This window comes from Kocuria salina (assembly GCF_013368965.1).
GTDB lineage: Bacteria > Actinomycetota > Actinomycetes > Actinomycetales > Micrococcaceae > Kocuria > Kocuria rosea.
Genome location: NZ_SSSF01000003.1, coordinates 359,777 through 386,550, shown reverse-complemented (window position 1 = coordinate 386,550; position 26,774 = coordinate 359,777). Strand labels below are relative to the sequence as shown.

General features: G+C 73.0%; 19 protein-coding genes and 1 tRNA gene. 14 read left to right on the top strand and 6 right to left on the bottom strand.

The genetic code is table 11. From position 1 onward, the window contains the following. Positions 1–110: 110 nt before the first annotated feature. Together E7Z53_RS08660 and E7Z53_RS08655 are read right to left on the bottom strand one after the other, a co-directional pair. On the bottom strand, positions 111–710 hold the full coding sequence (locus E7Z53_RS08660; protein WP_031283102.1) for a GDSL-type esterase/lipase family protein: 600 nt from the start codon (positions 708–710) through the stop codon (positions 111–113). A gap of 133 nt (positions 711–843) precedes the next feature. Continuing rightward, positions 844–4,689 (bottom strand): multifunctional oxoglutarate decarboxylase/oxoglutarate dehydrogenase thiamine pyrophosphate-binding subunit/dihydrolipoyllysine-residue succinyltransferase subunit, encoded by a 3,846-nt coding sequence (locus tag E7Z53_RS08655; protein WP_035927298.1) that lies wholly within the window; start codon positions 4,687–4,689, stop codon positions 844–846. A gap of 270 nt (positions 4,690–4,959) precedes the next feature. Between E7Z53_RS08655 and E7Z53_RS08650 the strand changes: the two genes are divergently transcribed. From E7Z53_RS08650 to E7Z53_RS08640, 3 genes are all read left to right on the top strand, one after another. Continuing rightward, complete coding sequence (locus tag E7Z53_RS08650; protein WP_017833670.1) at positions 4,960–6,417, top strand: GuaB1 family IMP dehydrogenase-related protein; 1,458 nt, start codon at positions 4,960–4,962, stop codon at positions 6,415–6,417. 194 nt (positions 6,418–6,611) lie between these two features. Beyond that, positions 6,612–7,973, top strand: a complete 1,362-nt coding sequence (locus tag E7Z53_RS08645; RefSeq protein WP_017833671.1) for a hemolysin family protein — start codon at positions 6,612–6,614, stop codon at positions 7,971–7,973. Beyond that, entirely contained in the window at positions 7,970–9,052 is a 1,083-nt protein-coding gene (locus tag E7Z53_RS08640; protein WP_035927290.1) for a hemolysin family protein, read from the top strand. The genes E7Z53_RS08645 and E7Z53_RS08640 overlap by 4 nt, the downstream gene beginning before the upstream one ends. A gap of 73 nt (positions 9,053–9,125) precedes the next feature. Here the strand turns inward: E7Z53_RS08640 and E7Z53_RS08635 are convergent, their stop codons facing one another. Beyond that, positions 9,126–10,082, bottom strand: a complete 957-nt coding sequence (locus tag E7Z53_RS08635; protein WP_176337607.1) for a diacylglycerol kinase family protein — start codon at positions 10,080–10,082, stop codon at positions 9,126–9,128. Then, on the bottom strand, positions 10,075–10,506 hold the full coding sequence (locus E7Z53_RS08630; protein ID WP_176337606.1) for a Fur family transcriptional regulator: 432 nt from the start codon (positions 10,504–10,506) through the stop codon (positions 10,075–10,077). Before E7Z53_RS08630 ends, E7Z53_RS08635 begins: the two co-directional genes overlap by 8 nt. A 103-nt stretch (positions 10,507–10,609) precedes the next feature. Here E7Z53_RS08630 and E7Z53_RS08625 point away from each other — a divergent pair, with 103 nt between their 5' ends. Both E7Z53_RS08625 and E7Z53_RS08620 read left to right on the top strand, forming a co-directional pair. Then, the gene (locus E7Z53_RS08625) at positions 10,610–11,272 is read left to right on the top strand and encodes an MBL fold metallo-hydrolase (protein ID WP_176337605.1); all 663 of its coding nucleotides are present in this window, start codon (positions 10,610–10,612) and stop codon (positions 11,270–11,272) included. A 57-nt stretch (positions 11,273–11,329) separates the two neighbouring features. Next, positions 11,330–11,758, top strand: coding sequence for an HIT family protein (locus E7Z53_RS08620; RefSeq protein ID WP_017834401.1), 429 nt, complete (start codon positions 11,330–11,332; stop codon positions 11,756–11,758). Between the two features lie 12 nt (positions 11,759–11,770). Here the strand turns inward: E7Z53_RS08620 and hrpA are convergent, their stop codons facing one another. After that, entirely contained in the window at positions 11,771–15,808 is a 4,038-nt protein-coding gene (hrpA, locus tag E7Z53_RS08615) for an ATP-dependent RNA helicase HrpA (protein ID WP_176337604.1), read from the bottom strand. A 174-nt stretch (positions 15,809–15,982) separates the two neighbouring features. Between hrpA and E7Z53_RS08610 the strand changes: the two genes are divergently transcribed. The 5 genes from E7Z53_RS08610 (at position 15,983) to E7Z53_RS08590 (ending at position 20,844) form a co-directional block, all read left to right on the top strand. Continuing rightward, a complete protein-coding gene (locus tag E7Z53_RS08610; protein ID WP_176337603.1) occupies positions 15,983–16,975 on the top strand; it encodes an ABC transporter substrate-binding protein in 993 nt (330 codons plus the stop codon). A 151-nt stretch (positions 16,976–17,126) separates the two neighbouring features. Then, positions 17,127–18,065, top strand: a complete 939-nt coding sequence (locus tag E7Z53_RS08605) for an ABC transporter permease (RefSeq protein WP_369597966.1) — start codon at positions 17,127–17,129, stop codon at positions 18,063–18,065. A gap of 3 nt (positions 18,066–18,068) precedes the next feature. Continuing rightward, positions 18,069–18,896: an ABC transporter ATP-binding protein gene (locus tag E7Z53_RS08600; RefSeq protein ID WP_017834405.1), complete on the top strand. Its 828-nt coding sequence runs from the start codon at positions 18,069–18,071 to the stop codon at positions 18,894–18,896. A gap of 141 nt (positions 18,897–19,037) precedes the next feature. Beyond that, positions 19,038–19,409: a hypothetical protein gene (locus E7Z53_RS08595; RefSeq protein WP_017834406.1), complete on the top strand. Its 372-nt coding sequence runs from the start codon at positions 19,038–19,040 to the stop codon at positions 19,407–19,409. 58 nt (positions 19,410–19,467) lie between these two features. Next, positions 19,468–20,844, top strand: coding sequence for an APC family permease (locus E7Z53_RS08590; protein ID WP_176337602.1), 1,377 nt, complete (start codon positions 19,468–19,470; stop codon positions 20,842–20,844). A gap of 61 nt (positions 20,845–20,905) precedes the next feature. On the opposite strand, the gene E7Z53_RS08585 is transcribed toward E7Z53_RS08590, so the two are convergent. Continuing rightward, positions 20,906–20,981, bottom strand: a tRNA-Arg gene (locus E7Z53_RS08585). A gap of 105 nt (positions 20,982–21,086) precedes the next feature. Here E7Z53_RS08585 and argS point away from each other — a divergent pair. The 4 genes from argS to thrC all read left to right on the top strand — a co-directional run bounded on the left by argS (position 21,087) and on the right by thrC (position 26,768). Beyond that, positions 21,087–22,757 (top strand): arginine--tRNA ligase, encoded by a 1,671-nt coding sequence (gene argS, locus E7Z53_RS08580; protein ID WP_176337601.1) that lies wholly within the window; start codon positions 21,087–21,089, stop codon positions 22,755–22,757. A gap of 4 nt (positions 22,758–22,761) precedes the next feature. Further along, on the top strand, positions 22,762–24,210 hold the full coding sequence (gene lysA / locus E7Z53_RS08575) for a diaminopimelate decarboxylase (RefSeq protein WP_176337600.1): 1,449 nt from the start codon (positions 22,762–22,764) through the stop codon (positions 24,208–24,210). Beyond that, positions 24,211–25,533, top strand: coding sequence for a homoserine dehydrogenase (locus tag E7Z53_RS08570; RefSeq protein ID WP_017834410.1), 1,323 nt, complete (start codon positions 24,211–24,213; stop codon positions 25,531–25,533). A gap of 125 nt (positions 25,534–25,658) precedes the next feature. Further along, positions 25,659–26,768, top strand: a complete 1,110-nt coding sequence (gene thrC, locus E7Z53_RS08565; protein WP_017834411.1) for a threonine synthase — start codon at positions 25,659–25,661, stop codon at positions 26,766–26,768. The last annotated feature ends 6 nt before the right edge of the window (positions 26,769–26,774 follow it).

Sequence of the window (26,774 nt, the reverse complement as noted above, 5' to 3'; positions counted from 1 at the left end):
CCCGCGGCGGATCGTGGGTGTCGGCGTCCGTTCCCGCGTGGTCTGGTGATGTCAGCGGCGGCCGGACGAGGCACTGCCCGCCATTCTCTCACACGCGGGACGGGCGGGGCTCACCGGGGCTCGGGCAGGTCCAGCCAGTCGTACCAGCCGCGGTGCAGCACGAGCCACGCCATCAGCCCGTAGCCGGCCTGGCCGGGGTGTCCGTGGTTGGCCGCGAGGTCCTTGCGCCACTGCTCGTGGTGCTGCAGCGGGTTGAACGTGTCCACGTAGACGTGGTTGCGCCGGGTCGTGACGTCCGCGTAGGCGGCCGAGAGGTCCGCGATCCGGCGGTTGCGCTCGGCGTCCATCGTGGGCGGGGGGCCGACCACGAGGACCCGCACGTTGTGCTGGGAGGCGGTGTCGATGATGTTGGCCATGTTCAGCCGGGAGCGCGCGCTCGTGATGGACAGGTCGATGTCCAGGGTGGAGGGCGCGATGACCAGGCGGTTGTCGTGGCCGGGGGAGAAGCGGCGGGCCGCCTCCTCGAACCAGCGCTCGTTGAGCGACTCGCTGCCCTCGCCGGGCGCCGCCAGGTTGTAGGCGGACACGGGGGCCACGTGGTGCGGGGTCCGGGCCATGACCCGCCCGAACCAGCCGAGGCCCCGGGGGTCGCCCTCGCCGGCCAGCAGCTCGTCACCGACTGCGACAATTCTGATCCTTCGTTGCTCCACGTCGTTCTTTCTGGTCGGGGGTGCGGGATGTCGGGGGGACGAGCGGCGCCGGCCCGTGGGCACGGGCCGGCGCCGGACTCGCTGGGGACGTGCGGGAGGGCAGGGGCACGGGCCCCGCCCTCCCGGGACGGGCTCAGTCGCGCTCGAAGGCCGTCTGCACCAGGGTCTCGAGCTCGGCCGCGTGGCGCTTGGCCGAGCCGTTGGCCGGGGACGCGGACGCGGGGCGGGAGGCGAGCCGGACCGGCCGGTCGAGCTGCGGCAGGAGGTTGACCGCCATGAACGGCCAGGCGCCCTGGTTGGCGGGCTCGTCCTGCGCCCACGTGAGGCGGGCCTCGGGGTACTTGCCGAGCTCCTCCCGGATCTCCGCGAGGGGCAGCGGGTACAGCTGCTCCACGCGCACGATCGCCGTCCTCCGGTCCTTGCGCTCCTCGCGGGCCGCGGCGAGGTCGTAGTAGAGCCGGCCGGAGACCAGCACCACGTCGGTGACCTCGGCGGCCTCGAGCCCCGCCTGGTCGCCGATCACCGGGCGGAACGCGCCGGAGGTGAACTCCTCGATCGGGGAGGCCGCCGCCTTGAGGCGCAGCAGCTGCTTCGGCGTGGCCACCACCAGCGGCTTGCGCGGGCGGCTGTAGGCCTGCCGGCGCAGCAGGTGGAAGTGGTTCGACGGCGTCGAGGGGTTGGCCACGACCATGTTCTTCTCGGCGCACAGCGTCAGGAAGCGCTCGATCCGGGCCGAGGAGTGGTCCGGGCCCTGCCCCTCGAAGCCGTGCGGCAGGAGCATGACCAGCGACGAGCGCTGGCCCCACTTCTGCTCCGCGGAGGAGACGAACTCGTCCAGGATGATCTGGGCGCCGTTGACGAAGTCGCCGAACTGCGCCTCCCACACGGTCAGGGCGTCCGGGCGCTCCACGGAGTAGCCGTACTCGAAGCCCAGCACGCCGTACTCGGACAGCAGCGAGTTGTAGATCGCCAGCTGAGCCTGGTTCCCGGAGAGGTGGTTGAGCGGGGTCCACTCCGCGCCGGTGCCGGAGTCGTAGAACACGGCGTGGCGCTGGGTGAACGTGCCGCGCCGGACGTCCTGGCCGCTCATCCGGACCGGGATGCCCTCCATCATGAGGGAGCCGAAGGCCATGAGCTCGCCCATGCCCCAGTCCACGCCGCCCTCGCGGGTCATCGCCTCGCGGCGCTCGAGGAGCTTGCGCAGCTTCTTGTGCACGGCGAAGTCCTCGGGGACCTCCACATGCACCGCGCCGATCCGCTGGGCGGCCTCGGTCGAGATGGCCGTGGTGCGGGGGATCGAGACCCCGGAGTCCGCCTGCTGGGCGGAGGGCCGCTCGATGTTCGAGATCGCGGCGGAGTCCCCGGTGACCAGCGGGATGGAGGACGTCTGCGCCTCGTGCGTCTCGGCGAAGACCCGCTCCAGGCGCTCCTGGTAGTCCTTCAGCGCCCGGTCGGCCTCCTCCTGGGTGATGTCGCCGCGGCCCACGAGGTTCTCGGTGTAGATCTTGCGGGTCGAGCGCTTCTCCTCGATGAGGTTGTACATCAGCGGCTGGGTCATCGAGGGGTCGTCGCCCTCGTTGTGGCCGCGGCGCCGGTAGCACACGAGGTCGATGATGACGTCCTTGTGGAACGTCTGCCGGTACGCGAACGCCATCTGGCCCACGTGCGTGACGGCCTCGGGGTCGTCGGCGTTGACGTGGAAGATCGGCGCCTGGAGTCCCTTGGCGATGTCCGTCGCGTAGGTGGTGGACCGGGCCGCGGCGGGCGCGGTGGTGAAGCCCACCTGGTTGTTCACGACCACGTGGACGGTGCCGCCCACGGTGTAGCCGGGCAGCAGCGCCATCTGCAGGACCTCGGCCACCACGCCCTGGCCCGCGAAGGCCGCGTCGCCGTGCACCTGGATCGGCAGCACCGGGAACGTCCCGTCGCCCTCGGGCCCGGCGCCCAGGACGTCCGTCTTGGCCCGGGCGATGCCCTCGATGACCGGGTCGGCGGCCTCGAGGTGGGACGGGTTCGCGGCGAGGTAGACCTGGGTCTCGTTGCCGTTGTCGGAGGTGAAGGAGCCCTCCGTGCCGAGGTGGTACTTCACGTCGCCGGAGCCCTCGGTGGTGCGCGGGTCCTGGCTGCCCTCGAACTCGCGGAAGACCTGGGCGTAGGACTTGCCGGCGATGTTGGTGAGCACGTTGAGCCGGCCGCGGTGGGCCATGGCGATGCCGACGCCCGCGAGCCCGGCGTCGGCGGCGTCGGAGATGATCTCGTCCAGCAGCGGGATCAGGGACTCACCGCCCTCGAGGGAGAAGCGCTTCTGGCCCACGTACTTGGTCTGCAGGAACGTCTCGAACGCCTCGGCGGCGTTGAGCCGGCCCAGGATGCGGAACTGCTCCTCGCGGCTGGGCTTCTGGTAGCCGTGCTCGAGCTGGTCCTGGAACCACTCGCGCTCCTCCGGCTCCTGCAGGTGCATGTACTCCACGCCGAGGGTGCGGCAGTAGGCGTCCCGCAGCCGGCCCAGGATGGTGCGCAGGCTGAGCACGTCCGCGCCGCCGAAGCCGCCGGTGGGCCACTCGCGCTCCAGGTCCCACAGGGACAGCCCGTAGGTGCGGATGTCGAGGTCCGGGTGCTTGCGCATCACGTACTCGAGCGGGTTGGTGTCGGCCATGAGGTGGCCGCGGACCCGGTACGCGTGGATGAGCTGCTGGATCCGGGCGACCTTGTTGACCTGGATCTCCGGGTTGACCTGGTTGTCCACGGCCCAGCGCACGGGCTCGTAGGGGATCCGCAGGGCCTCGAAGATCTCGTCGTAGAAGTCGTCCCCGCCCAGCAGGTAGGACTCGATGAGGCGCAGGAACTCGCCGGAGCCCGCGCCCTGGATGACGCGGTGGTCGTAGGTCGAGGTCAGGGTGATGATCTTCGAGACCGCGTGCCGCGCGATGGTCTTGGGGGAGGAGCCCCGGTACTCGGCGGGGTGGTCGAGCGCGCCCACGCCGACGATGCACGCCTGGCCCTTGGACAGCCGCGGCACGGAGTGCACGGTGCCGATGCCGCCCGGGTTGGTCAGGGACACCGTGGTGCCCTGGTAGTCCTCCATGGTCAGCTCGTTGGCGCGCGCGCGGCGGACGACGTCCTCGTACGCGTTCCAGAACTGCATGAAGGACATGGCCTCGGCGCCCTTGATGTTCGGCACCACGAGGTTGCGGGAGCCGTCCTTGTTCGGGATGTCGATGGCGATGCCGAAGTTGACGTGGGCGGGGTGCACCGCCACGGGCTTGCCGTCCTGCTCGTCGTAGACGACGTTCTGGGACGGGTAGTTGGCCAGCGCCTTGATCACGGCGTAGCCGATCAGGTGCGTGAAGGACACCTTGCCGCCGCGGTTGCGGGAGAGGTGGCTGTTGATCACGATCCGGTTGTCGATCAGCAGCTTCGCCGGGACGGCGCGGACCGTGGTGGCGGTGGGGACGGTGAGGGACGCGTCCATGTTGGCGGCCACGGCCTTCGCCGGACCGCGCAGCTTGACGACCTTGTCCTCGGCCGGCGCGTCGTGGTTGGGCGCCGTGGCGCGGGCGCGGGCGGGCTGGGCCGGAATGGGCTTCTTGGCGTCCGAGGCCTCGGTCTCGCCCTGGTCGGTCTCGGGCCGGCCCTCGGCCTTGGCACCGGACCTGGTGGGCGCGGGCGGCGTGGCGGGCTTCGCCGCCGGGGCGGGGGAGGTGCGAGCGGCGGTGCGCTGGGCCGCGGGCGGCCGGGGGGCGGCGGCGGCCTTGGGCTGCGCGGGGGCGGCCGCCGGGGCCGCCTTCGGCGCCGGCGCCTGCGCGGCGCCCGCCGGCTCCGCGGCGGTGCTGCTGTCCGCGCTCATCGACTCGAAGATCGGCCACCACTTCTCGTCCACCGAGTTCTTGTCCGTCCGGTACTTCTCGAACAGTTCGTCGACGAGCCACTCGTTACCTGCGAATTCTTCAGGGATGGGGTGCTGTGGCTGATGTGGCACGGGGAATACGCCTCTTCCATGGTTGATCGCGTGGAGGCCGTCTGCCCGGTCTCCACAGTGTCGGTCCCGGCAGCGTCCGGACCCGCCGCCGGTGTTCCTCGCCGGCCGTCTCCCGTGACAGCCGGCGGCGTCCGCCTCCGGAACCTGCCGGACGGTCGTCGACCGGGCGCGGCCGTACCTCCGGCGAGTCTAGTGATCCGCGCGGCGGCATGGCTAGTCCGCGGCCCCGCCCCGGCGCGCGTGTCGCGGGCCCCGGCTAGACTGGCGCGCGTGCGATTTCTCAACACCCCCACGTCCGACCTGACCTACAGCGACGTCTTCCTCGTCCCCTCGAGCTCCCGGGTCACCTCCCGGTTCGACGTCGACCTCACCCCGCGCGACGGCACGGGCGCCACCGTGCCGCTGGTGGCCGCGAACATGACCGCCGTGACCGGGCGCCGGATGGTCGAGACGCTGGCCCGCCGCGGCGGTCTGGGCATCCTGCCGCAGGACATCCCGCTCGACGTCATCGCGGACGTCACGTCCTGGGTCAAGGAGCGCTCGCCGCGCTTCGAGACCCCCGTGGTCCTCGGGGACGAGGACACCGTCCACGACGCCCTGGGCATCATGCACAAGCGGCCCCACGGCGCCGTGGTGGTGTGCGGTCCGGGGCGGGCCTACCGCGGGGTGGTGCTCGCGGCCGACTGCGCCGAGGTGGACCGCTTCACCCAGCTCGGCTCGATCATGCGCACCGACGCCCCGGTGTTCACCCTGGCGGAGGTCCGCGCCGGGTCCGGCGACGACGTCCTCGCCGCCGCCTACGACCGGCTCGCGCAGACCCGCGCCCACGTGGCGCCGGTGCTCGACGGCGACACGGTGGTGGGCGTGCTGACCCGCAAGGGCACGGTCCGCTCCACGATCTACACCCCCGCCCTGGACGGCGCGGGCCGGCTCCGGGTGGGCGCCGCCGTGGGCATCAACGGGGACGTCCGGGGCAAGGCCCGGGCGCTGCTCGACGCCGGCGTGGACGTGCTCGTGGTGGACACCGCCCACGGCCACCAGCGCAAGATGGTGGAGGCCCTCGAGCTGGTCCGCGCGGCGGCCCCCGACGTGCCCGTCGTGGCGGGCAACGTGGTCACCGCCGACGGCGTCCAGGACCTCGTCGACGCCGGCGCGGACATCGTGAAGGTCGGCGTGGGCCCCGGTGCGATGTGCACCACCCGGATGATGACCGCCGTGGGCCGGCCCCAGTTCTCCGCCGTGCTCGAGTGCGCCGAGGCCGCCGCCGGGCTGGGCCGGCACGTCTGGGCGGACGGCGGCGTGAAGCACCCCCGGGACGTCGCCCTCGCCCTGGCGGCCGGGGCCAGCCAGGTCATGGTGGGCTCCTGGTTCGCCGGCACCCACGAGGGCCCGGGCGAGCTGAACGTGGACGCCGACGGCCGCATGTACAAGGAGAGCTTCGGCATGGCCTCGACCCGCGCCGTGCGCGAGCGCACCCGCGGCGAGGGCGCCTTCGCCCGCGCCCGCAAGGGGCTCTTCGAGGAGGGCATCTCCAGCTCCAAGATGTACCTCGACCCCGAGCGCCCCGGCGTGGAGGACCTCGTGGACCAGATCACCGCGGGCGTGCGCAGCTCCATGACCTACGCGGGCGCCACGACCCTCGAGCAGTTCGCGGCCCGGGCCGTGGTCGGCATCCAGTCCGCGTCCGGCTACGAGGAGGGCAGGGCGCGCCCCGTCAGCTGGTCCTGAACCGGCGCCGGAGGGCTCCCGCTCCGGTACCCTGGAGCTCTCATGGACTCGTTCAGTAGTTGCCGGCCCGGCCGCGGCGCCCCCCGCCGCGGCCCCCGAGCCGGCTCGCCCACCGTCCCCCGCTCCGCCCCCGGCCGCCCGGCCGCCGACCGCCCCGTCCCCGCCCGGCGGGCCGCCGCGGGAGGCCGCTCCTGATGGAATGGCTGCTCCTGGCGGCGGGCCTGCTCCTCATCCTCGGCACGGGCTTCTTCGTGGCCGTGGAGTTCTCCCTCGTGGCCCTCGATCAGACCACGGTGCGCCGGGCGATCGCCGAGGGCGACCGCGCGGCGGAACCGCTGCTGAAGTGCCTCAAGTCCCTGTCCACGCAGCTCTCCAGCTGCCAGCTGGGGATCACGCTGACCACGCTTCTCACCGGCTACACCCTGGACCTGGCGCTCCAGTCCTTCCTGCGGGAACCGATCGCCGAGCTCACCGGCCTGTCCGTGGCGGCCGCCGGGGGAGCGACCCTGGCGCTGTCGATGCTCATCTCCACGCTGCTGTCCATGCTGCTGGGCGAGCTCGTGCCCAAGAACTGGGCCATCGCGGAGGCGTTCCGGGTGGGGCGGTTGGTCGCCCGTCCCCAGCTCGTGTTCACCGCGGTGTTCAAGCCGTTCGTCGTCACCCTCAACGGCGTGGCCAACCGGGTCCTGCACCTGTTCGGGATGGAGGCCAAGGAGGAGCTCTCGGGCGCGCGCTCGCCGGAGGAGCTGTCCTCGATGGTCCGCCGCTCCGCGAAGATGGGCACCCTGGACGCCGGCACCGCCGCGTTCGTCGCGAAGACCCTCACCTTCGCCGAGCGCACGGCCGCGGACGTCATGACGCCCCGGATCCGCGTGCAGATGCTCGACTCCCACGAGTCCGTCGCGGACGTCGTGGCCGTCGCCTCCCGCACCGGGCACTCCCGGTTCCCCGTGATGGACGATTCCCCGGACGACGTCCGCGGGGTGGTCCACGTCAAGAAGGCCGTGGCCGTGCCGTCGGAGCGCCGCGCCGCCCTCGAGTGCGGGGCGATCATGGAGGACGTCCTGCGCGTGCCCGAGACCGTCCACCTCGACTCCCTGCTCGTGCAGCTGCGCTCCGGCGGGCTCCAGATGGCCGTCGTCGTCGACGAGTGGGGCGGCACCGCCGGCGTCGTGACCCTCGAGGACCTCGTGGAGGAGGTGGTCGGGGAGGTCTCCGACGAGCACGACCGGCTCAGCCTCGGCGCCCTGCAGTCCGCGGCGGGCGAGTGGTACTTCCCCGGGCTGATGCGCCCCGACGAGGTCTCCGAGCAGATCACCGAGCTCGACATCGAGGACGGTCCCGCCTACGAGACCATGGGCGGGTTCATGATGGACCGGCTCGGGCAGGTCCCGAAGCCCGGGGACGTGGTCCCCGTCCAGGGCGGCGTGCTCGAGGTCGCCCGGATGGAGGGGCGCCGCGTGGACCGCATCCGGTTCGTCCCCGCACCGGCCGAGCCCGAGGACGCCCCCGCAGGGGCCCGCGAGAGCGGCGCCCGAGAGGAGGACGCACGATGAGCGACTGGGCAGGCCTCGCGTGGCTCGTGGTGCTCCTGGCGGGCAACGCCTTCTTCGTGGGCGGCGAGTTCGCCGTCATGTCCGCGCGGCGCAGCCAGATCGAGCCGCTGGCCGAGGAGGGCAACAAGCGGGCCCGGACCGCGCTGTACGCGATGGAGCACGTGTCCCTCATGCTGGCCTGCTGCCAGCTGGGCATCACCGTGTGCTCGCTGCTGATCCTCAACATCTCCGAGCCGGCGCTGCACCACATCGTCTCCGGCCCGCTGGTCCACCTGGGCGTGCCGGCCGAGGTCGCCGACGTCAGCGGGTTCCTCACGGCCCTGCTCGTGGTCACCTTCCTGCACGTGGTGTTCGGCGAGATGGTGCCGAAGAACATGTCGGTGTCCGCCGCGGACCGCGCCGTGCTGCTGCTGGCGCCCCCGCTCGTGCTCGTCTCCCGCATGGTCAAGCCGGTGATCGCCACGCTGAACTGGACGGCGAACCACGTCCTGAAGCTCATGGGCATCGAGCCGAAGGACGAGGTGTCCTCGACCTTCACCCTGGACGAGCTCCAGTCCATCGTGGCGGAGTCCACGAAGGAGGGCACGGTGGCGGACCAGACGGGCCTGCTCTCCGGCGCGCTCGAGTTCTCGTCCAAGCGCACCGCCGACGTGATGGTGCCGCTGCACCAGCTCGTCACGCTGCCCGAGGACGCCTCCGCGGCGGACGTCGAGAAGGCGGTGGCCCGCACGGGCTTCTCCCGCTTCGCCCTCACGGAGGACGACGGCGAGCTCAACGGCTACCTGCACATCAAGGACGTGCTCTCGATCCCGGAGAGCCGCTACAACGAGCCGGTGCCGGTGACCCGGGTGCGCTCGCTGGCGAACCTGCGTCCCGGCATCGAGATCGACGACGCGCTGGCGGCGATGCAGCGCACGGGCTCGCACCTGGCGCGCGTGGTCGACGCCGGCGGGCAGACCCTGGGCGTGCTGTTCCTCGAGGACGTCATCGAGGAGCTGGTGGGCGAGATCCGGGACACCACCCAGGACCGGCGGCAGCGCCGCGGGGACCGGGTGGACACCTCGGAGCCGCCGCGCTGAAGGGCCGGCGCCCGCCGCGGGGACTCCCGCGGCGGGCGGCGCCGGGCGCCCGGCGCCGCGACCGGGCCCCGGCTCAGGCCAGGACGCGGACCGCCGCGGGGAGCACGTCCACGCGCACGGGCAGCGGGCCGAGGCGCTCCCCGTCCGCGTAGACGGTGACGTCCGGGGCGTCCACGGCCACGGCGCGGACCCGTTCGATCCGCACGCTCTCCAGCGCCACGTGGCGGCCCGAGTACAGCCGGGGGAACAGGAGCAGGAACCGGGCCCGGCCCAGGGGCGCCACGGTGAACAGCTCCAGCAGCCCGTCGTCCGCCCGGGCGTCGGGCACGATCCGCAGGCCGCCCCCGATCGACGACGTGTTGGCGACGTTCAGCAGGACCCCGTCCCGGCGCTCCGTGCGGCGCCGGCCGCCGGCGTCCTCGATCTCGAGCCGGTAGTGGACGGTGCGCAGCCGCACGATCTCCACCAGGACGGCCAGCAGGTAGCGGGAGGAGCCGGCCGGGCGCAGCCACCGGTTGGCCCGCTCGTTGACCACGGCGTCGAAGCCCGCGCACAGGGCGGTCGCGAAGCAGGACGTGCGGCCGTCCGCGAAGCGCACCCGGCCCACGTCGAGGCGGCGGTCCCGGGGGTCGTCGAGCCGGCGCAGGATCCGCCCGGCCGCGGCCACCGGGTCCCGGAGCGGCACGCGCAGGTGGCGGGCCAGGTCGTTGCCGGTCCCGCACGGCACCACGCCCAGCGGGACGTCGACGCCCTGCGCGGCGAGCTCCACGAGCACGCCGAGGCCGGCCTGCACCATCCCGTCCCCGCCCACGACCACGAGCGCCCGGGTGGTGAGGGCGTGCGCCCGCAGCCGGTCGCGCACCAGCCCCACCAGGGTGCCGAGGTCCGCGGCGGAGAGCACCACGGCCTCGTCACCGCCGGTCCGCAGGAGCTCCGCGGCCCGGTGGGCGTCCTCGAGGGCCCGGCCGCGGCCGGCGCACGGGTTGACCGCCAGGACGAAGACGCCGCGGGACGGGCCCGGCTCAGGCATCGGCCCGCCGCGCCGCGCAGGCGGCGCACAGGCCGGTGATCTCGACCGTGTGGTCCACCTCGGTGAAGCCGTGGGCGGCGGCGGTGCGCCCGGCCCACTCCTCGACCGCGGGGGCCTCGAGCTCCACGGCGGCGCCGCAGCGGCGGCACACCAGGTGATGGTGGTGGTGCTCGGCGGCGCAGCGGCGGTAGATCGCCTCGCCGTCGTCGCTGCGCAGGACGTCCAGCTCGCCGAGCTCGGACATCGACTGCAGGATCCGGTAGGTCGTGGCCAGGGAGACGGAGTCGCCGCGCTCCCGCAGCAGGGCGTGCAGGTCCTGCGTGGAGATGAAGTCCTCCAAGGACGCGAGCGCCCGCGCGACGGCGCGGCGCTGCCGGGTGTTGCGGACCTCCCCGGCGCTCCCCCCGCTGGTTCTCACGCTCACGCCTCGTCCTCTCGTCGCTGGTGCCCGGGCCGGGCACCAGCTTAACAAGGACCGCGCGGAACGTGCCCCGCCGGCCGGTGGGACCCGGGGTTAGGGTGGGCCCATGGAGCTCATCAAGTACACCCACTCGTGCGTGCGGCTCGAGAACGCGGGCAGGGTCCTGGTGATCGACCCGGGCAAGTTCTCCGGACGGGAGGAGCTGGCGGAGGCCCTCGACGGGGCCGACGTCCTGCTCGTCACGCACGAGCACCCGGACCACCTCGACCCCGAGCCGGTGCACGCGCACCTCCGGGCGCACCCGGAGGTGCAGGTGTACGCCCCGGCCCCGGTGGCCGCGGGGCTCCGGGAGGCCCTGGGGGAGGGCCACGCGATCCACGACGCCGAGCCCGAGACCGTGCTGGAGCTCGAGGGCTTCACCGTGCGGACGTTCGGCGGCCAGCACGCGCTGATCCACACGCTCATCCGCACCGTGGACAACATCGGCTACCTGGTCGAGGACACGGTCTACCACCCCGGCGACTCGCTGGTGGTCCCGCACGGGCTCTCCGCCCCCGTGCTGCTGGCGCCGATCCACGCGCCGTGGAACAAGCTGGCGGAGGTCGTCGACTTCGTGGTGTCCGTGCGCCCCGAGCGGGTCTTCCAGATCCACGACGGCCTGCTCTCCGACAACGGCCTCGGCGTGATCGAGGGCCAGCTCACCTCGTTCGCCGCCAAGTACGGGGCCGAGTACCGCCACCTCGCCGTCGGCGAGCGCGTCGCCCTGTAGCCGCGGGACCGCCCGGCCCGCCGACCGCACCCGACCCACCACCGAAAGGGAGCACCTGTGAGCACCGTCTTCACGAAGATCATCGAGGGGGAGATCCCCGGCCGTTTCGTCTGGCAGGACGAGCGCTGCGTCGGCTTCCTGTCGATCGACCCGCTCGCGCAGGGCCACACGCTCGTGGTCCCGCGCGAGGAGCACGACCACTGGGTCGACCTGCCGGAGGACCTGGCGGCGCACCTGATGGTGGTCTCTCAGCGCATCGGGCGGGCCATCGACGCCGTCTGGCGGCCGGCGCGGGTGGGCCAGATGATCCAGGGCTTCGAGGTCCCGCACACCCACGTGCACGTGTGGCCGGCGGAGACGGTCGAGCAGTTCCAGTTCGTCAACGTGCTCCGCGACCCGGACCCCGCCTGGATGGACGAGGCCGCGGAGCGGATCCGGGCCGCCCTCGTCGAGGCCGGGCACGGGTCCGCCGTGCCGCAGGCCTGACCGGCCGCCGGGTCAGGCCCGGGCGGCCCCGAGGGCGTCCTTGAGGGCCTTGCGGATCCGCTTCTCCGAGACGGTGTGGGCGGTGCCCAGCTCCTGGGCGAACAGCGAGACCCGCAGCTCCTCGATCATCCAGGCCACCCGGCGCAGCTCGTCCGGGACCGGGGCGTGCGTCGGCAGGGCGTCCAGCGCGGCGTCGTAGTCGTCCTCGAGCTTCTGCACGGCGAGCATCCCGACCGTGTCCCGCTGCAGGTGGCCGGCGAGCTTCTCGAGCCGCACCTCCATCGCCCGCACGTAGCGGGGCAGGTGCTGGAGCTGGTCGTAGCCGGTGGCGGCGACGAAGCCCGGGTGCACGAGGTGCTCGAGCTGGGTCTTGACGTCGTTGAGCGAGTTCACCGCGGCGAGCGAGGACGACCGCTTGAGCTGCTTGCGGATCCGGGCGGCCCCGGAGAGCACCTGCTCCACGAGCGCGGTGACCTGGAAGACGGTGTCGATGAGCTCGGCCCGCACGTGCTCGTGCAGCGCGTCGAACTCCGCCCGGGTGAAGGGGGGCTCGGGCGGCGTGAGCTTGTCGATGGCCGCGACCGTGCAGTCCGCGATGAGCTCGGTCACCGACCCGTGCGGGTTCTGCGTGAAGACCAGCTTCTCCCGGTTGTTGAGGTGCTCCAGCACGTACCGCTCGGGGGAGGGGATGCGCAGCTGCAGCAGCGTGATCACCCCGCGGCGCTGGGCGGCCCGCTGCTCGGCGGCGGAGGACAGGATGCGCACGGCCACCGTGGCCTCCCGGCCGGCGGGCCGGCTCCCCGCGGCCCGGGGACGCTCGGGGACGAGCGCCGGCCACCCGGTGATCCGCTGGCCCGTCACCGTCGTCTCCACGCTGCGCGGCAGGTCCTCCTCGGGCCACGCCGTCAGCCCCGAGCGCTCGAGCGCCGGCGGGGCCGGCGCCGCGTCCGGGGGCCGGGGCGCGGGGGAACGCGGGCCGTTCCGGGCGGGGCCGCCGGCCGGGGCGCCGGGGGCCGCGCCGGGCACCGCGCCCAGGGACTCGGCCAGGGCGGCACGGATCTCGTCGTGCAGCTCCGACCGGAGCGCCTCGAGGTCCTCGCCCTCGCCCAGCACCCGGTTGCGGCGGTCCCGCACCTCGAAGCGCATCCGCAGGTGGGCCGGGACGGCCTCCCAGTTCCAGGAGCCCGGCGGGACCACGTGGCCCTTGAGCCGGCGCAGGACCAGCTCCAGGGACGGCTCGAGGGCGTCGACGGCGGGGTCGAAGTCGGCGTCGAGCATCGCCACCGCCTGGCGGGCGACGTCGGGGGCGGGCACGAAGTTGCGGCGCACGGCCTTCGGCAGGGACTTGATGAGCGCGGTGACGAGCTCGGTGCGGAACCCGGGGATCTGCCACCGGAACTGCTCCGGCTCCAGCTGGTTGAGGAACAGCACGGGCACGCGCACGGTCACGCCGTCCGCCTGGTCGGAGCCCGGGGCGAACTCGTAGGCGAGGTCCAGCACCAGCTCCCCGTCCCGGGTGCGCCGGACCCACTGGCGCGGGTAGAGCGACTCGTCGTAGCCGCCGGCCTCCTCGGCGATCAGGTCCTCGGGGTCCAGGTCCAGGAGGTGCTCGTCCTGCTGGCGGGCCTTCTTCCACCACGCGTCGAAGTGCCGTGCCGAGACCACGGACTCGGGGATCCGGGCGTCGTAGAACGCGAACAGGGCCTCGTCGTCGATCCGCAGGTCCTTGCGGCGCAGCCGGTTCTCGAGCTCCTCGACCTCGGCCAGGCGCTTGCGGTTGCGCGCCCAGAACCGGTGCCGGGTCTGCCAGTCGCCCTCCACGAGGGCGTGGCGGAGGAACAGCTCCCGCGCCAGGGCGGGGTCCACCCGCCAGAAGTTGATCCGGCGCTGGGCCACGACGGGCACGCCGTAGAGGGTGACCTTCTCGTAGGCCATCACGGATCCCTGCGCGCGGGACCAGTGGGGCTCCGAGACGCTGCGCTTGACCAGGTGCGGGGCCAGCTCCTCGGCCCACAGCGGGTCGATCGCGGCGTTGACGCGGGCCCACAGCCGGGAGGTCTCCACGAGCTCGGCGGACATGACCCAGTCGGGGGACTTCTTGAACAGGTTGGAGCCCGGGAAGACGGCGAACCGCGAGCCGCGGGCGCCCTGGTACTCCCGCTTGCGCTCGTCCTTGAGCCCGATGTGGCTGAGCAGCCCCGCCAGCAGCGAGACGTGGATCTCCCGCTCCTTCCCGGAGGGGTCCACCTCGCGGCCCTTGCCGACCCGGATGCCGACCTGCTGGCCCATCTGGCGCAGCTGGGCGTAGAGGTCCTGCCACTCCCGGATGCGCAGGAAGTTCAGGTGCTCCCGCCGGCACAGCTTCCGGAACTGCGTCGAGGAGAGCTCCTCCTGCTGCTCCTGCACGTAGCGCCACAGCAGCAGCCAGCTCGTGAAGTCGGAGTTCTCGTCGAAGAACCGCTTGTGCAGCTCGTCCGCCTGCTGCCGCTTCTCCAGGGGGCGCTCGCGGGGGTCCTGGACGGTCAGCGCCGCCGCGAGGACCATGACCTCCCGGGCGCAGCCCCGCCGGTCCGCCTCCACGATCATCCGGCCCAGCCGCGGGTCCACCGGCAGCTGCGCCAGCTGGCGGCCCACCGGGGTGAGGGGCCCGCCGCGGGCGTCGTCGTCCCGCCCGCCCCGCGGGGACGCGCCCCGCGGCTCCTTGAGGGCGCCCAGCTCCCGGAGCAGGGCCACGCCGTCCTTGACGGCCCGGGACTCCGGCGGCTCCACGAAGGGGAAGCGCTCGATGTCCCCGGGCTCCTTGACGACCCCCACCGAGGTCATCTGCAGGATCACGGCCGCCAGGGACGTGCGCAGGATCTCGGGGTCGGTGAACTCCGGGCGGGAGAGGTAGTCCTCCTCCGAGTACAGCCGGATGCAGATGCCGTCCGAGACGCGCCCGCAGCGTCCCGCCCGCTGGTTCGCCGAGGCCTGGGAGATCCGCTCGATCGGGAGGCGCTGCACCTTGGTCCGCGCCGAGTAGCGCGAGATGCGGGCCGTGCCCGGGTCGATCACGTACTTGATGCCGGGGACGGTCAGCGACGTCTCGGCCACGTTGGTGGCCAGCACGATCCGGCGGCGGCCCGACGGCGCGAACACCCGGTGCTGCTCCGCCATGGACAGCCGGCCGAACAGGGGCAGGATCTCGGCGTCGGCCAGGCCCCGGACCCGTTTCAGGGTGCCCTGCAGCGCCTCCTGGGCGTCGCGGATCTCCCGCTCGCCGGCGAAGAAGATCAGGATGTCCCCGGGCGGCTCCGCGGAGAGCTCCTCGACGGCGTCGCACACGGCGTCGATCGGGTCCCGGTCCTCGTCCTCCAGCCCGTCGCGGGCGTCCTCGGCGTCCTGGCCGCCGTCCCCGGAGCGCGGCTGGGCCAGCGGGCGCCAGCGGATCTCCACCGGGTACGTGCGGCCCGAGACCTCGATGACGGGGGCCCGCCCCGGCTCGCCGCCCTCGGCCGTCTCCGGCGCGAAGTGCCGGGCGAAGCGCTCGGGGTCGATCGTGGCCGAGGTGATGATCACCTTGAGGTCGGGGCGCCGGGGCAGGATCCGCCGGAGGTAGCCCAGCAGGAAGTCGATGTTGAGGGAGCGCTCGTGGGCCTCGTCGATGATGATCGCCGAGTACTTCTGCAGCAGGCGGTCGTGCTGGATCTCGGCGAGCAGGATGCCGTCCGTCATCAGCTTGACCCGTGAGTCCGCGCCCACCTCGGAGGTGAAGCGCACCTGGTAGCCGACCGTGCCGCCGATCTTCTCGCCGAGCTCCGAGGAGATCCGCTCCGCGACCGAGCGCGCGGCGATCCGCCGCGGCTGGGTGTGGCCGATCAGGCCGCGCTCGCCCAGGCCGAGCTCGAGGCACATCTTGGGGATCTGGGTCGTCTTGCCGGACCCGGTCTCGCCGGCGATCACGACCACCTGGTGCGCGGCGATCGCGCCCATGATGTCCTCGCGGCGCGCGGAGACCGGGAGGTTCTCGGGGTAGACGATGGTTCGGGGGCTGCTCAGGGATGCTGACATGACCTCCCGATCCTACCGGGGACGCGGGCCGCGGAGGGCCCGGTCCCGGTGGACGATCGGGCACCGCCGACACGCCGTCGGAGCCGTTATGTCACCACTTGTGAGCTGCCTCTCATTTTGTGACCGAACGGAAGGTAATATCGCTGACACCACTCGTTCCCGAAAGGACCCACCATGAAGCGACTGTTCCCGATGACGGCGGCCCTCGCCTCCACCGCCCTGCTGCTCACGGCCTGCGGCGGCTCCGACACCGAGCCCGCCGGCGGCGGGGGCGGCGGCGAGGCCGCCGTCGGGATCAGCCAGTTCGTGGAGCACCCCTCGCTCGACTCCGCCCGGGAGGGCTTCCTCGCCGCGCTCGAGGAGGGCGGCTACACGGAGGGGGAGAACCTCACCGTCGACCTCCAGAACGCCTCCGGGGACCAGGGCACCTCCACCAGCATCGCCTCCAACATGGCGTCCTCGGACGCGGACCTCGTCCTGGCGATCGCGACGCCGTCCGCCCAGGGCCTGGCCCAGTCGGTCACCGACCGCCCGGTGCTGTTCACGGCCGTCACCGACCCGGTCGAGGCCGGGCTGGTCGACTCCCTCGAGAGCCCCGGCGGCAACGTCACCGGGACCACCGACATGAACCCGGTCGCCGAGCAGATCGCGCTGATCAAGCAGCTCGACCCGGCGGCGGAGTCCGTGGGCATCATCTACAGCTCGGGCGAGACCAACTCCCAGGTCCAGGTGGACCTCGCGAAGGAGGCCGCCGCGGAGGAGGGGCTGGAGGTCGTCGAGAAGTCGGTGACCAACACCTCCGAGGTGGCCCAGGCCGCCGAGTCCCTGGACACCGACGCCATCTACGTGCCCACCGACAACAAGGTGGTCTCCGGCCTCGAGGCCGTGATCTCCGCCGCCGAGTCCAAGAAGATCCCCCTCATCGCCGGCGAGGGCGACTCCGTGGAGCGCGGCGCCCTCATCACCCAGGGCCTGGACTACGAGCAGCTCGGCCGCCAGACCGGCGAGATGGCCGTGCGCATCCTCAAGGAGGGCGGGGACCCCGCCTCCATGCCCGTCGAGTCCCAGGAGGACACGCAGCTGATCATCAACCTGCAGGCCGCCGAGCGGATGGGCGTGGAGGTCCCCCAGGAGCTCCAGGACTCCGCCGACCAGGTCATCGAGTAGTCCCGGGCGGCCGGTACGGCGCCGGCGTCCGGAGACCCCGGACGCCGGCCCGCCCGGCCCCCGCCCTCGCGGCACCCCTCCGACGGAGGACGCGCCCGCCCGATCGGCGGACGGCCCCCGTCTCCCACCAACCAGAACGGATCCAGCAGAAGTGATAGCCGGTATCGAACTCGGACTGCTCTACGCGGTCATGGCGCTGGGCGTCTACCTCACGTTCCGGGTGCTCGACTTCCCCGACCTGACGGTCGACCAGTCCTTCACCACGGGCGCCGCCACCACGGCGATGATCATCCTCGGCGGCGGCAGCCCCTGGCTCGCCACCGCCGCCGGTTTCCTGACCGGTGCGCTCGCCGGGCTCATCACGGGCCTGCTCCACACCAAGGCCCACATCAACGGGCTGCTCGCGGGCATCCTCACCATGACCGCGCTCTACTCCATCAACCTGCGCGTCATGGACGGGCGCGCGAACCTGTCGCTGCTGCGCGAGGACACGGTCTTCACCCCGCTGGCCGAGATGGGCGTGCAGGGGACGTGGATCGGCATCGCCCTGTTCCTGCTCGGGGTGGCCGTGGTCAAGGTCCTCCTCGACTGGTTCCTCTACACGGACGCCGGCCTCGCCATGCAGGCCACCGGCGACAACCCGGAGATGATCCGCTCCTTCGGCGTGAACACGGACCACCAGAAGATGCTGGGCCTGTGCCTGTCCAACGGGCTCGTGGGCCTCGCCGGGTCCCTCGTGGCCCAGTACCAGGGCTTCGCCGACATCGGCATGGGCATCGGCCTCATCGTCGTCGGCCTCGCCTCCGTGATCCTCGGCCAGGGGCTCTTCGGCTCGCGCACGGTGGTGATGGCGACCCTCGCCGTCGTCCTCGGCTCGGTCGTCTACCGTCTGGTCATCACCGTGGCCCTGCAGGCGGGCCTCAACCCGTCCGACATGAAGCTGATCTCCGCGGTCCTCGTGGTGGCCGCGCTCGTGTTGCCCCAGCTGCAGTTCTTCCGGCGCCGCAGGGAGCGGCACCTGGCGAGCGAGGCGGCGCGGCTCGTCGACGACCTCACCGACACCCCCGCGACCACGAAGGCAGGTGCCTGAGCCGTGCTCACCATCGACAACGTCCACAAGACGTTCTTCGCCGGGACCGTCAACGAGCGGCGCGCCCTCGCCGGAGTCTCGCTGACCCTGGCGGAGGGCGACTTCCTCACCGTCATCGGCTCCAACGGCGCCGGCAAGTCGACGATCCTCAACGCCATCTCGGGGAGCCTGATCCCGGACACCGGCACGGTGCGGGTCGACGACACCGACGTCACCCGGCTGCCCGAGCACAAGCGCGCCCGGTACCTGTCCCGCGTGTTCCAGGACCCCATGAAGGGTTCCTCGCCCACCATGACGGTCGAGCAGAACATGGCGATCGCGTACCAGCGGGGCAAGTCCCGCGGGCTCGCCCCGGGGCTCACGAGCGCCCGCCGCCAGCTCTTCCGCGACAAACTGGCCAGCCTCGAGCTGGGCCTGGAGAACCGGCTGGGCGCCAAGGTGGGGCTGCTCTCCGGCGGCCAGCGGCAGGCGCTGTCCCTGCTCATGGCGACGTTCTCCGAGCCGCGCATCCTGCTCCTCGACGAGCACACGGCGGCCCTCGACCCGCAGCGCGCGGACCTCGTGTCCCGGCTCACCGCGGACATCGTGGCCGAGCAGCACCTCACCACGGTGATGGTCACGCACAACATGGACCAGGCCCTGCGCCTGGGCAACCGGCTCATCATGATGCACGAGGGCCGGATCCTCTTCGAGCTCGACGCCGCGCAGAAGCAGTCGATGACGGTGCCCGGACTGCTCGAGCAGTTCCGCCGGCTGCAGCCCGGGGCGGGGCAGGAGGCGTTCGACGACGCTACGCTGTTCGAGAGCGTCAAGACCGAGGACGGTTCCTGACCGGACGGCACCGGCCGCCGGTCCACGACCGGCGCGGACGAGGACGGGGCGGGCCGGGCACGGCCCGCCCCGTCGCGCGTCGCCGGGCGGTCCGCCCGGCAGAGCCCAGCAGCACGTCCAGAAGGCCAGGAGAGCAGCCCCGTGAGCCAGACCCCCGACCCGCACCACGCCCGCCGACGCACCGGAGGGTGGCTGCTGGCCGTGGGCGTGGTGGCCCTGTTCGTCTCCACGTTCACCGTGCCCGAGGCCATCCACCACCTGGCGCGCGTCTCGGCGGAGGACGGGACGGGCCTGAGCGGGCGCGCGGTGGTGGTCGTCGTGGTGGGCGCCGTGACCCTGCTCGGCGGAGGGGCCCTGGCGATCGCCGGGTTCAACTGGCGCCGCTCGGCGGGGGAGGGTCCCAGCCAGGAGGACCGGCTGCTCGACGAACAGTTCGGCGACGGGCCCGTGCGCCCCTACGACCCGGACGAGTTCCGCGGCCCGGGGCGCCGGGACCCCGGCGCCCGCGACTGACGGGCCCACGACCGGGGCCCCGGCCTCCTGCGCCGGGCGGTCGGCCTAGACTCGTCCCATGCTCAATCAGCCTGCTGACGGTCCGGGCCTCAAGAAGCACATCACCGGGCCCCTCCTGTTCCTGTTCATCCTCGGAGACGTCCTCGGCGCCGGGGTCTACGCCCTCGTGGGCATCATCGCGGGGGAGGTGGGCGGCGTCACCTGGGCGCCGATGCTCGTGGCGCTGCTGCTGGCCCTGCTGACGGCCGCGTCCTATGCCGAGCTCGTCACCAAGTACCCGCGGGCGGGCGGGGCGGCGGTCTTCGCCCACCGCGCCTTCCGCGTCCCGATCGTGCCCTACCTCGTGGGCTTCTGCATGCTCACCGCCGGCGTGGTCAGCGCGTCCGCGCTGGCCCTGGCCTTCAGCGGGGACTATCTCGCGGTCTTCGTGGACGTGCCCCCGGCTGCCGGGGCCATCGTGTTCCTCGTCGCCATCGCCCTGCTCAACGCGCGCGGGATCAAGGAGTCGCTGCGCGCCAACGTCGTCATGACGGCGCTCGAGGTCTCGGGGCTGGTCCTGGTCGTCGTGGCCGTCGCCGTGATGCTCGGCGGCGGGGGCGGCGACGTCGGGCGCGCGGTGCGCTTCGGCGAGGACGTCGACCCGCTGCTGGGCGTGCTGGGCGCCGCACTGCTCGCGTACTACTCCTTCGTGGGCTTCGAGACCTCGGCCAACATGGCCGAGGAGGTCCGCGACGTGTCGCGGGTCTACCCCCGGGCCCTGTTCGGGTCCCTCCTGGTGGCCGGGGCGATGTACGTGCTGGTCGGCACGGCGGCGTCGGTGGCCCTGCCGGCCGACCGGCTGGAGTCCTCGAGCGCCCCGCTGCTGGACGTGGTGACGGCCACCGGGGTCCCGGTGCCCGGCTGGCTGTTCAGCCTCCTCGCCCTGGTCGCGGTGGCCAACGGGGCCCTGCTGACCATGATCATGGCCAGCCGCCTCACCTACGGCATGGCCGTGCAGGGACTCTTCCCCGCCGTGCTGGGCCGGGTCCTGCCGGGCCGCGGCACCCCGTGGGTGGCCATCGTCGTCACGACCCTCGCCGCGCTGGCGCTGACCCTCACCGGTGGGGTGGCCGTGCTGGCGGAGACGGTGGTGCTGCTGCTGCTCATCGTCTTCATCAGCACGAACGTCGCCGTCCTCGTGCTGCGCCGGGAGGCGGTCGAGCACCGGCACTTCTGTGCCTGGACGCCCCTGCCGGTGCTCGCCGTCCTGTCCTGCCTCGTGCTGCTGACCCAGCTGGAGGCCGGGGTGTGGGCACGCGGTGGGATCGTCCTCGCCGTGGGCGTGCTGCTCTACGCCGTCGCCCGGGTCCGCGGCGGGCAGCCTGTCCGGTACCGGCGGGCCGAGGAGGCGGGGGACCGGGGCGCCGGCACCGGCCGACCCGCGGAGCGCCGCTGACCGGCCCGGGCCGGGCACGACGAAGGCCCCGGACCGAGTGGTCCGGGGCCTTCGTCCCGAGTGGTGCCCGCGGTAGGATTCGAACCTACGGCCTTCTGCTCCGGAGGCAGACGCTCTATCCCCTGAGCTACGCGGGCCTTTCACCGCCGCAGCGATGAACCTCGACGATACTAGCAGGTTTCGCGGGGTGCTCGTGGACCACCCGGCGCGGGCGCTCCACGGCGCCCGGTTACACTGGTCCGGTGACTCCAGAACAACTTTCTCTCGCCGTATCCGCATGCCTGCAGGACGCCGTGGCCCGGGGCGACCTCGCCCTCGCCGACGGCGCTCCGCTGCCGGAGGTGCGGATCGAGCGACCGAAGAACCGGGAGCACGGGGACTGGGCGACCAACGTCGCCATGCAGCTGGCCAAGAAGGTGGGGCGCGCCCCGCGCGACGTCGCCGCCGTGGTCCGTGACCGCCTCCAGGGCACCGCGGGCGTGGCCGCCGTGGACGTTGCCGGGCCGGGCTTCCTCAACATCACCCTGGACGCCGCCGCCGCCGGGGAGATCGCCCGCACCGTCGTGGAGCAGGGCGAGGCCTTCGGCCGGGCTCGGTCGCTGGCCGGGACGTCCGTCAACCTGGAGTTCGTCTCCGCGAACCCCACCGGCCCCGTCCACCTGGGCGGCACCCGCTGGGCCGCGGTCGGCGACTCCCTCGCCCGCGTGCTCGAGGCGCAGGGCGCGGACGTGGTGCGCGAGTACTACTTCAACGACGCCGGCGCGCAGATCGACCGCTTCGCCCGCTCCCTGCTGGCCCGCGCCCAGGGCGAGCCCGCCCCCGAGGACGGCTACGGCGGGGAGTACATCACCGACATCGCCGCGCGCATCGTCGCCGAGAACCCCGGCGTCCTCGACTCCGGGGACCCCCAGGAGGCGTTCCGCGCCGCGGGCGTCGAGCTGATGTTCGCCGAGATCAAGTCCTCGCTGCACGACTTCGGCGTGGACTTCGACGTGTACTTCCACGAGCAGTCCCTGTTCGACCAGGGCGCCGTGGAGAAGCTCCTCGAGCAGCTCAAGACCTCCGGCGCCCTCTACTTCGCGGACGGCGCCTGGTGGCTGCGCTCGAGCGCCTACGGCGACGACAAGGACCGGGTGGTCATCAAGTCCGACGGCCAGGCCGCCTACATCGCCGGGGACATCGCCTACTTCAAGGACAAGCGGGACCGCGGCGCGGACCTGTGCATCTACATGCTCGGCGCCGACCACCACGGCTACGTGGCCCGGCTCAAGGCCGCCGCCGCCGCCCTGGGCGACGCCCCGGACCGGGTCGAGGTCCTCATCGGCCAGATGGTCAACCTCGTCAAGGACGGGGTGCCCGTGCGGATGTCCAAGCGCGCCGGCAACGTGGTGACCATGGAGGACCTCGTGGAGGCCGTCGGCGTCGACGCCGCCCGGTACTCGCTGACCCGTTTCTCCGTGGACTCCAACATCGACATCGACCTGGGCCTGCTGACCCGGCGCTCCAACGAGAACCCGGTGTTCTACGTCCAGTACGCCCACGCCCGCACGTGCGCGGTGGGGCGCAACGCCGAGGCGGCGGGGGTCGCCCGCACGGACGAGCGGGGGGAGGCCGTGTTCGACGCCTCGCTGCTCGACCACCCGATGGAGGGGGAGCTGCTGGCCGCCCTCGGCCAGTACCCGTCGGTGCTCGCCCAGGCCGCCGAGTACCGCGAGCCGCACCGCGTGGCGCGCCACCTCGAGGTGCTCGCCGGGACCTACCACCGCTGGTACGACGCGTGCCGCGTGGCGCCGCAGGGCGAGGACGAGGTCACCGACCTGCACCGCACCCGCCTGTGGCTCAACGACGCCGCACGCCAGGTCCTGGCCAACGGCCTGGGCGTGCTCGGCGTGTCCGCGCCGGAGAGGATGTGATCGCATGACCGCCGACCCGACCACCCGCACCGGGGGCTCCCCCCTGGCACCGGCCTGGCTCAGCGTCCCCGAGGACCTCGACGCCCTCGACCCCGTCATCTGGCCCGAGGCGTTCCGCCGCGGCGAGGACGGCGTGCTGGCCGTCTCGGGGATCCCCGTCCCGGAGCTCGCCGAGCGCTACGGCACTCCCTCCTACGTCTACTCCGAGGACACCTTCCGGGCGCGCGCCCGCGAGTTCCGCGCCGCCTTCACCGAGGCGTTCGCGCGGATCGGGGCCGAGGTCTCCGTCTACTACGCCGGCAAGTCCTTCCTGACCACCGAGGTGGTGCGCTGGCTGCGCGAGGAGGGCCTCAACGTGGACACCGCCTCGGGCGGGGAGCTGGCCGTCGCCCTGCGCGGCGGCATGGAGCCCGCCCGGATCGCCCTGCACGGGAACAACAAGTCCGCCGCCGAGATCACCCGCGCCCTCGACCACGGCCTCGGCCGGATCGTCGTGGACTCCCTCGCCGAGATCGAGCTCGTGGCCCACCTGGCGCGCACCCTCGGCGTCGTCGCCCCCGTCCTGATCCGGGTCACCCCCGGCGTGCACGCGTCCACGCACGAGTTCATCGCCACCGCCCACGAGGACCAGAAGTTCGGCCTGTCCCTCGCCCCGCCCGAGGGCGGGGGGGACAGCCCCGCGATGCAGGCCGTCGCCGCGTGCGTCCTGGAGCCCGAGCTCGACCTGCGCGGGATCCACTGCCACATCGGCTCCCAGATCTTCGACGCCGACGGCTTCGGGATGGCAGCGGAGCGGGTGCTCGCCTTCATGGCCGCCGCCGACGAGCGCTTCGGCCTGACCCTCCCGGAGCTCGACCTCGGCGGCGGCTACGGCATCGCCTACACCGAGGCCGACACCCCCCGCCCGGCCCGCGAGATCGCCGAGGCCCTCGCGGACCAGGTGGCCACCACGGCCCGGTCCCTGCGGATGGCGGTCCCGCACCTGTCCATCGAGCCCGGCCGCGCGATCTCCGGGCCGGCCGCGTGCACCCTCTACACCGTGGGCACCCTGAAGACCGTCACCGCGGAGTCCGGCGCGCAGCGCCGGTACGTCTCCGTGGACGGCGGGATGAGCGACAACGCCCGGCCCGTGCTCTACGGGGCCGACTACACGGCCGTGCTCGCGAACCGCCGCGCCGAGGGGGCCCCCGTGCTCTCCCGGGTGGTGGGCAAGCACTGCGAGTCCGGGGACATCGTGGTCCGGGACGTCTACCTGCCCGAGGACCTCGCCCCCGGGGACGTCCTGGCCGTGCCCGCCACCGGCGCCTACTGCTGGGCCCTGTCCAGCAACTACAACTGGATCGCCCGCCCGCCGGTCGTCGCCGTGCGCGCCGCCGGCGACCGGTCGGAGGCCCGGCTCATCGTGCGGGGCGAGACCGAAGAAGACCTGTTCGCCCGCGACCTGGGAGCCTGATTGACCGCCTCGACCCCTGAGACCACCCGCCCGCCCTCGACCGTGAAGGTCGCCCTGCTCGGTGCCGGCAACGTCGGCGCCGAGGTGGCCCGGACCCTGCTCGACCACGGCCCCGAGTTCGCCGCCCGCGTGGGCGCACCCGTGGAGCTCATCGGCATCGCCGTGCGCGACCTGGCCGCCCGGCGGACGGTCGAGCTGCCCGAGGAGCTGCTCACGACCGACGCCGAGGCCCTCGTCGACGCCGCGGACGTGGTCATCGAGCTGACCGGCGGCATCGAGCCGGCCCGCAGCCGCATCCTGCGGGCCCTGCACGCCGGCAAGCCGGTGATCTCGGGCAACAAGGCCCTCATCGCCCGGCACGGCCGCCAGCTCCAGGACGCGGCCGACGCCGCCGGCGTGCCCCTGTCCTACGAGGCCGCCGTGGCCGGGGCGATCCCCATCGTGCGCCCCATGCAGGACTCCCTCGCGGGGGACCGGGTGGACCGCGTGCTGGGCATCATGAACGGCACCACGAACTACATCCTCGACCAGATGGACACCACCGGCGCGCAGTTCCACGACGCGCTCGCCGAGGCGCAGGAGCTCGGCTACGCCGAGGCGGACCCCACCGCCGACGTGGAGGGCCACGACGCCGCGGCGAAGGCCGCGATCCTCGCGTCCCTGGCCTTCCACTCGACCTTCACCATCGACGACGTGTACTGCCGCGGCATCACCGGGGTCACCGCCGCGGACGTCGCCGCCGCCCGCGAGGCCGGCTACGTCATCAAGCTCCTGGCGGTGTGCGAGCGCTGCCCGGGCGGGGTGAACCTGCGGGTCACCCCGACCATGATCCCGCGGGAGCACCCGCTGGCCGGCGTGCACGGCGCCTACAACGCCGTGTTCGTCGAGGCCGCGAACGCCGGGTCCCTCATGTTCTACGGCGCGGGCGCCGGCGGCGCCGCCACCGCCTCGGCCGTGCTGGGCGACTTCGTCTCGGCCGCGCGCCGGCTCGTGCTCGGCGGCCCGGCCCAGGGCGCGGACCCCCACGCCCAGCTCGCCGCCGCGCCGATGGACGACGTCCGCACGAGCTTCTCGATCACCCTGACGGTCCAGGACCGGCTCGGCGTCCTGGCGCGGATCGCCCAGGTCTTCGCCGACCACGGCGTGTCGATCTTCACGATGCAGCAGACGGACCACCCGCACGGCGACCCGCAGCTCTCGGAGATCCGGCTGGTGACCCACCGGGGCGCGAACAAGGACCTCGTGGCCACGGTGGACGCCCTGCGCGAGCTGCCCTTCGTCGAGGAGGTCGCCGGCGTGATCCGTGTGGAGCACGCCGACTGATCCGCCCCGCGGTGCCGCCTGCGGGCGGCACCGCACCCGGAGGGGGTGCCGCCGCACGCCCCCCCCGCGAGCACCCCGCACGAGCACCCCCCGCACCACCGAGTCCACAGGAAGAGATCCAGCACATGGCACACGTCTGGCAGGGCGTCATCAACGAGTACCGGGACCGGCTGCCGGTCTCCGGCTCCACCGAGGTCATCACGATGGGGGAGGGCGGTACGCCGCTGATCCGGGCGCGCGCCCTCTCGGAGCTCACCGGCAACACCGTCTGGCTGAAGTTCGAGGGCATGAACCCGACCGGCTCGTTCAAGGACCGGGGCATGACCATGGCGATCACGAAGGCCAAGGAGGAGGGCGCCGAGGCCGTCGTGTGCGCCTCGACCGGCAACACCTCCGCCTCCGCCGCGGCCTACGCCAAGCAGGCCGGGCTCACGTGCGCGGTGCTCGTGCCGGAGGGGCGGATCGCCATGGGCAAGCTCTCGCAGGCCGTGGCGCACGGCGCGGACATCATCCAGGTGGACGGCAACTTCGACAACTGCCTCGAGGTGGCCCGCAAGCTCTCCGAGTCCTACCCCGTGTTCCTCGTCAACTCCGTGAACCCGTACCGGATCGAGGGCCAGAAGACCGGGGCGTTCGAGGTGGTCGACACCCTCGGCGACGCCCCGGACCTGCACATCCTGCCGGTCGGCAACGCCGGCAACATCACCGCGTACTGGAAGGGCTACCAGGAGTACGCCCGGCCCTACGCCTCCGCCACGGCGGGGGAGCTGCCGGCCGTCTCGACGAAGCTGCCCGTGATGTGGGGCTTCCAGGCCGAGGGCGCGGCCCCGCTGGTCCTCGGCCACCCCGTCACGGAGCCCGAGACCATCGCGACCGCCATCCGGATCGGCAACCCCGCCTCCTGGGACTCGGCGATCGCCGCCCGCGACGAGTCCGGCGGGCTCATCGGCTCCGTCTCGGACGACGAGATCCTGACCGCCCACCGGTGGCTCTCGGCCAAGGAGGGCGTGTTCGTCGAGCCGGGCTCCGCCGCGGGCGTGGCCGGCCTGCTCCAGAAGCACGCCGCGGGGGAGGCCCCCACCGGGCAGACGGTGGTCATCACCGTGACCGGCCACGGTCTCAAGGACCCGCAGTGGGCGATCAAGGCCGCCGAGCGGGAGGACCCCTCGCTGGCCGAGCCCACGCGCGTGCCCTTCGACGTGGTCGCCGTCGCCGCCGCGCTGGGCCTGGAGTAGTCCCGG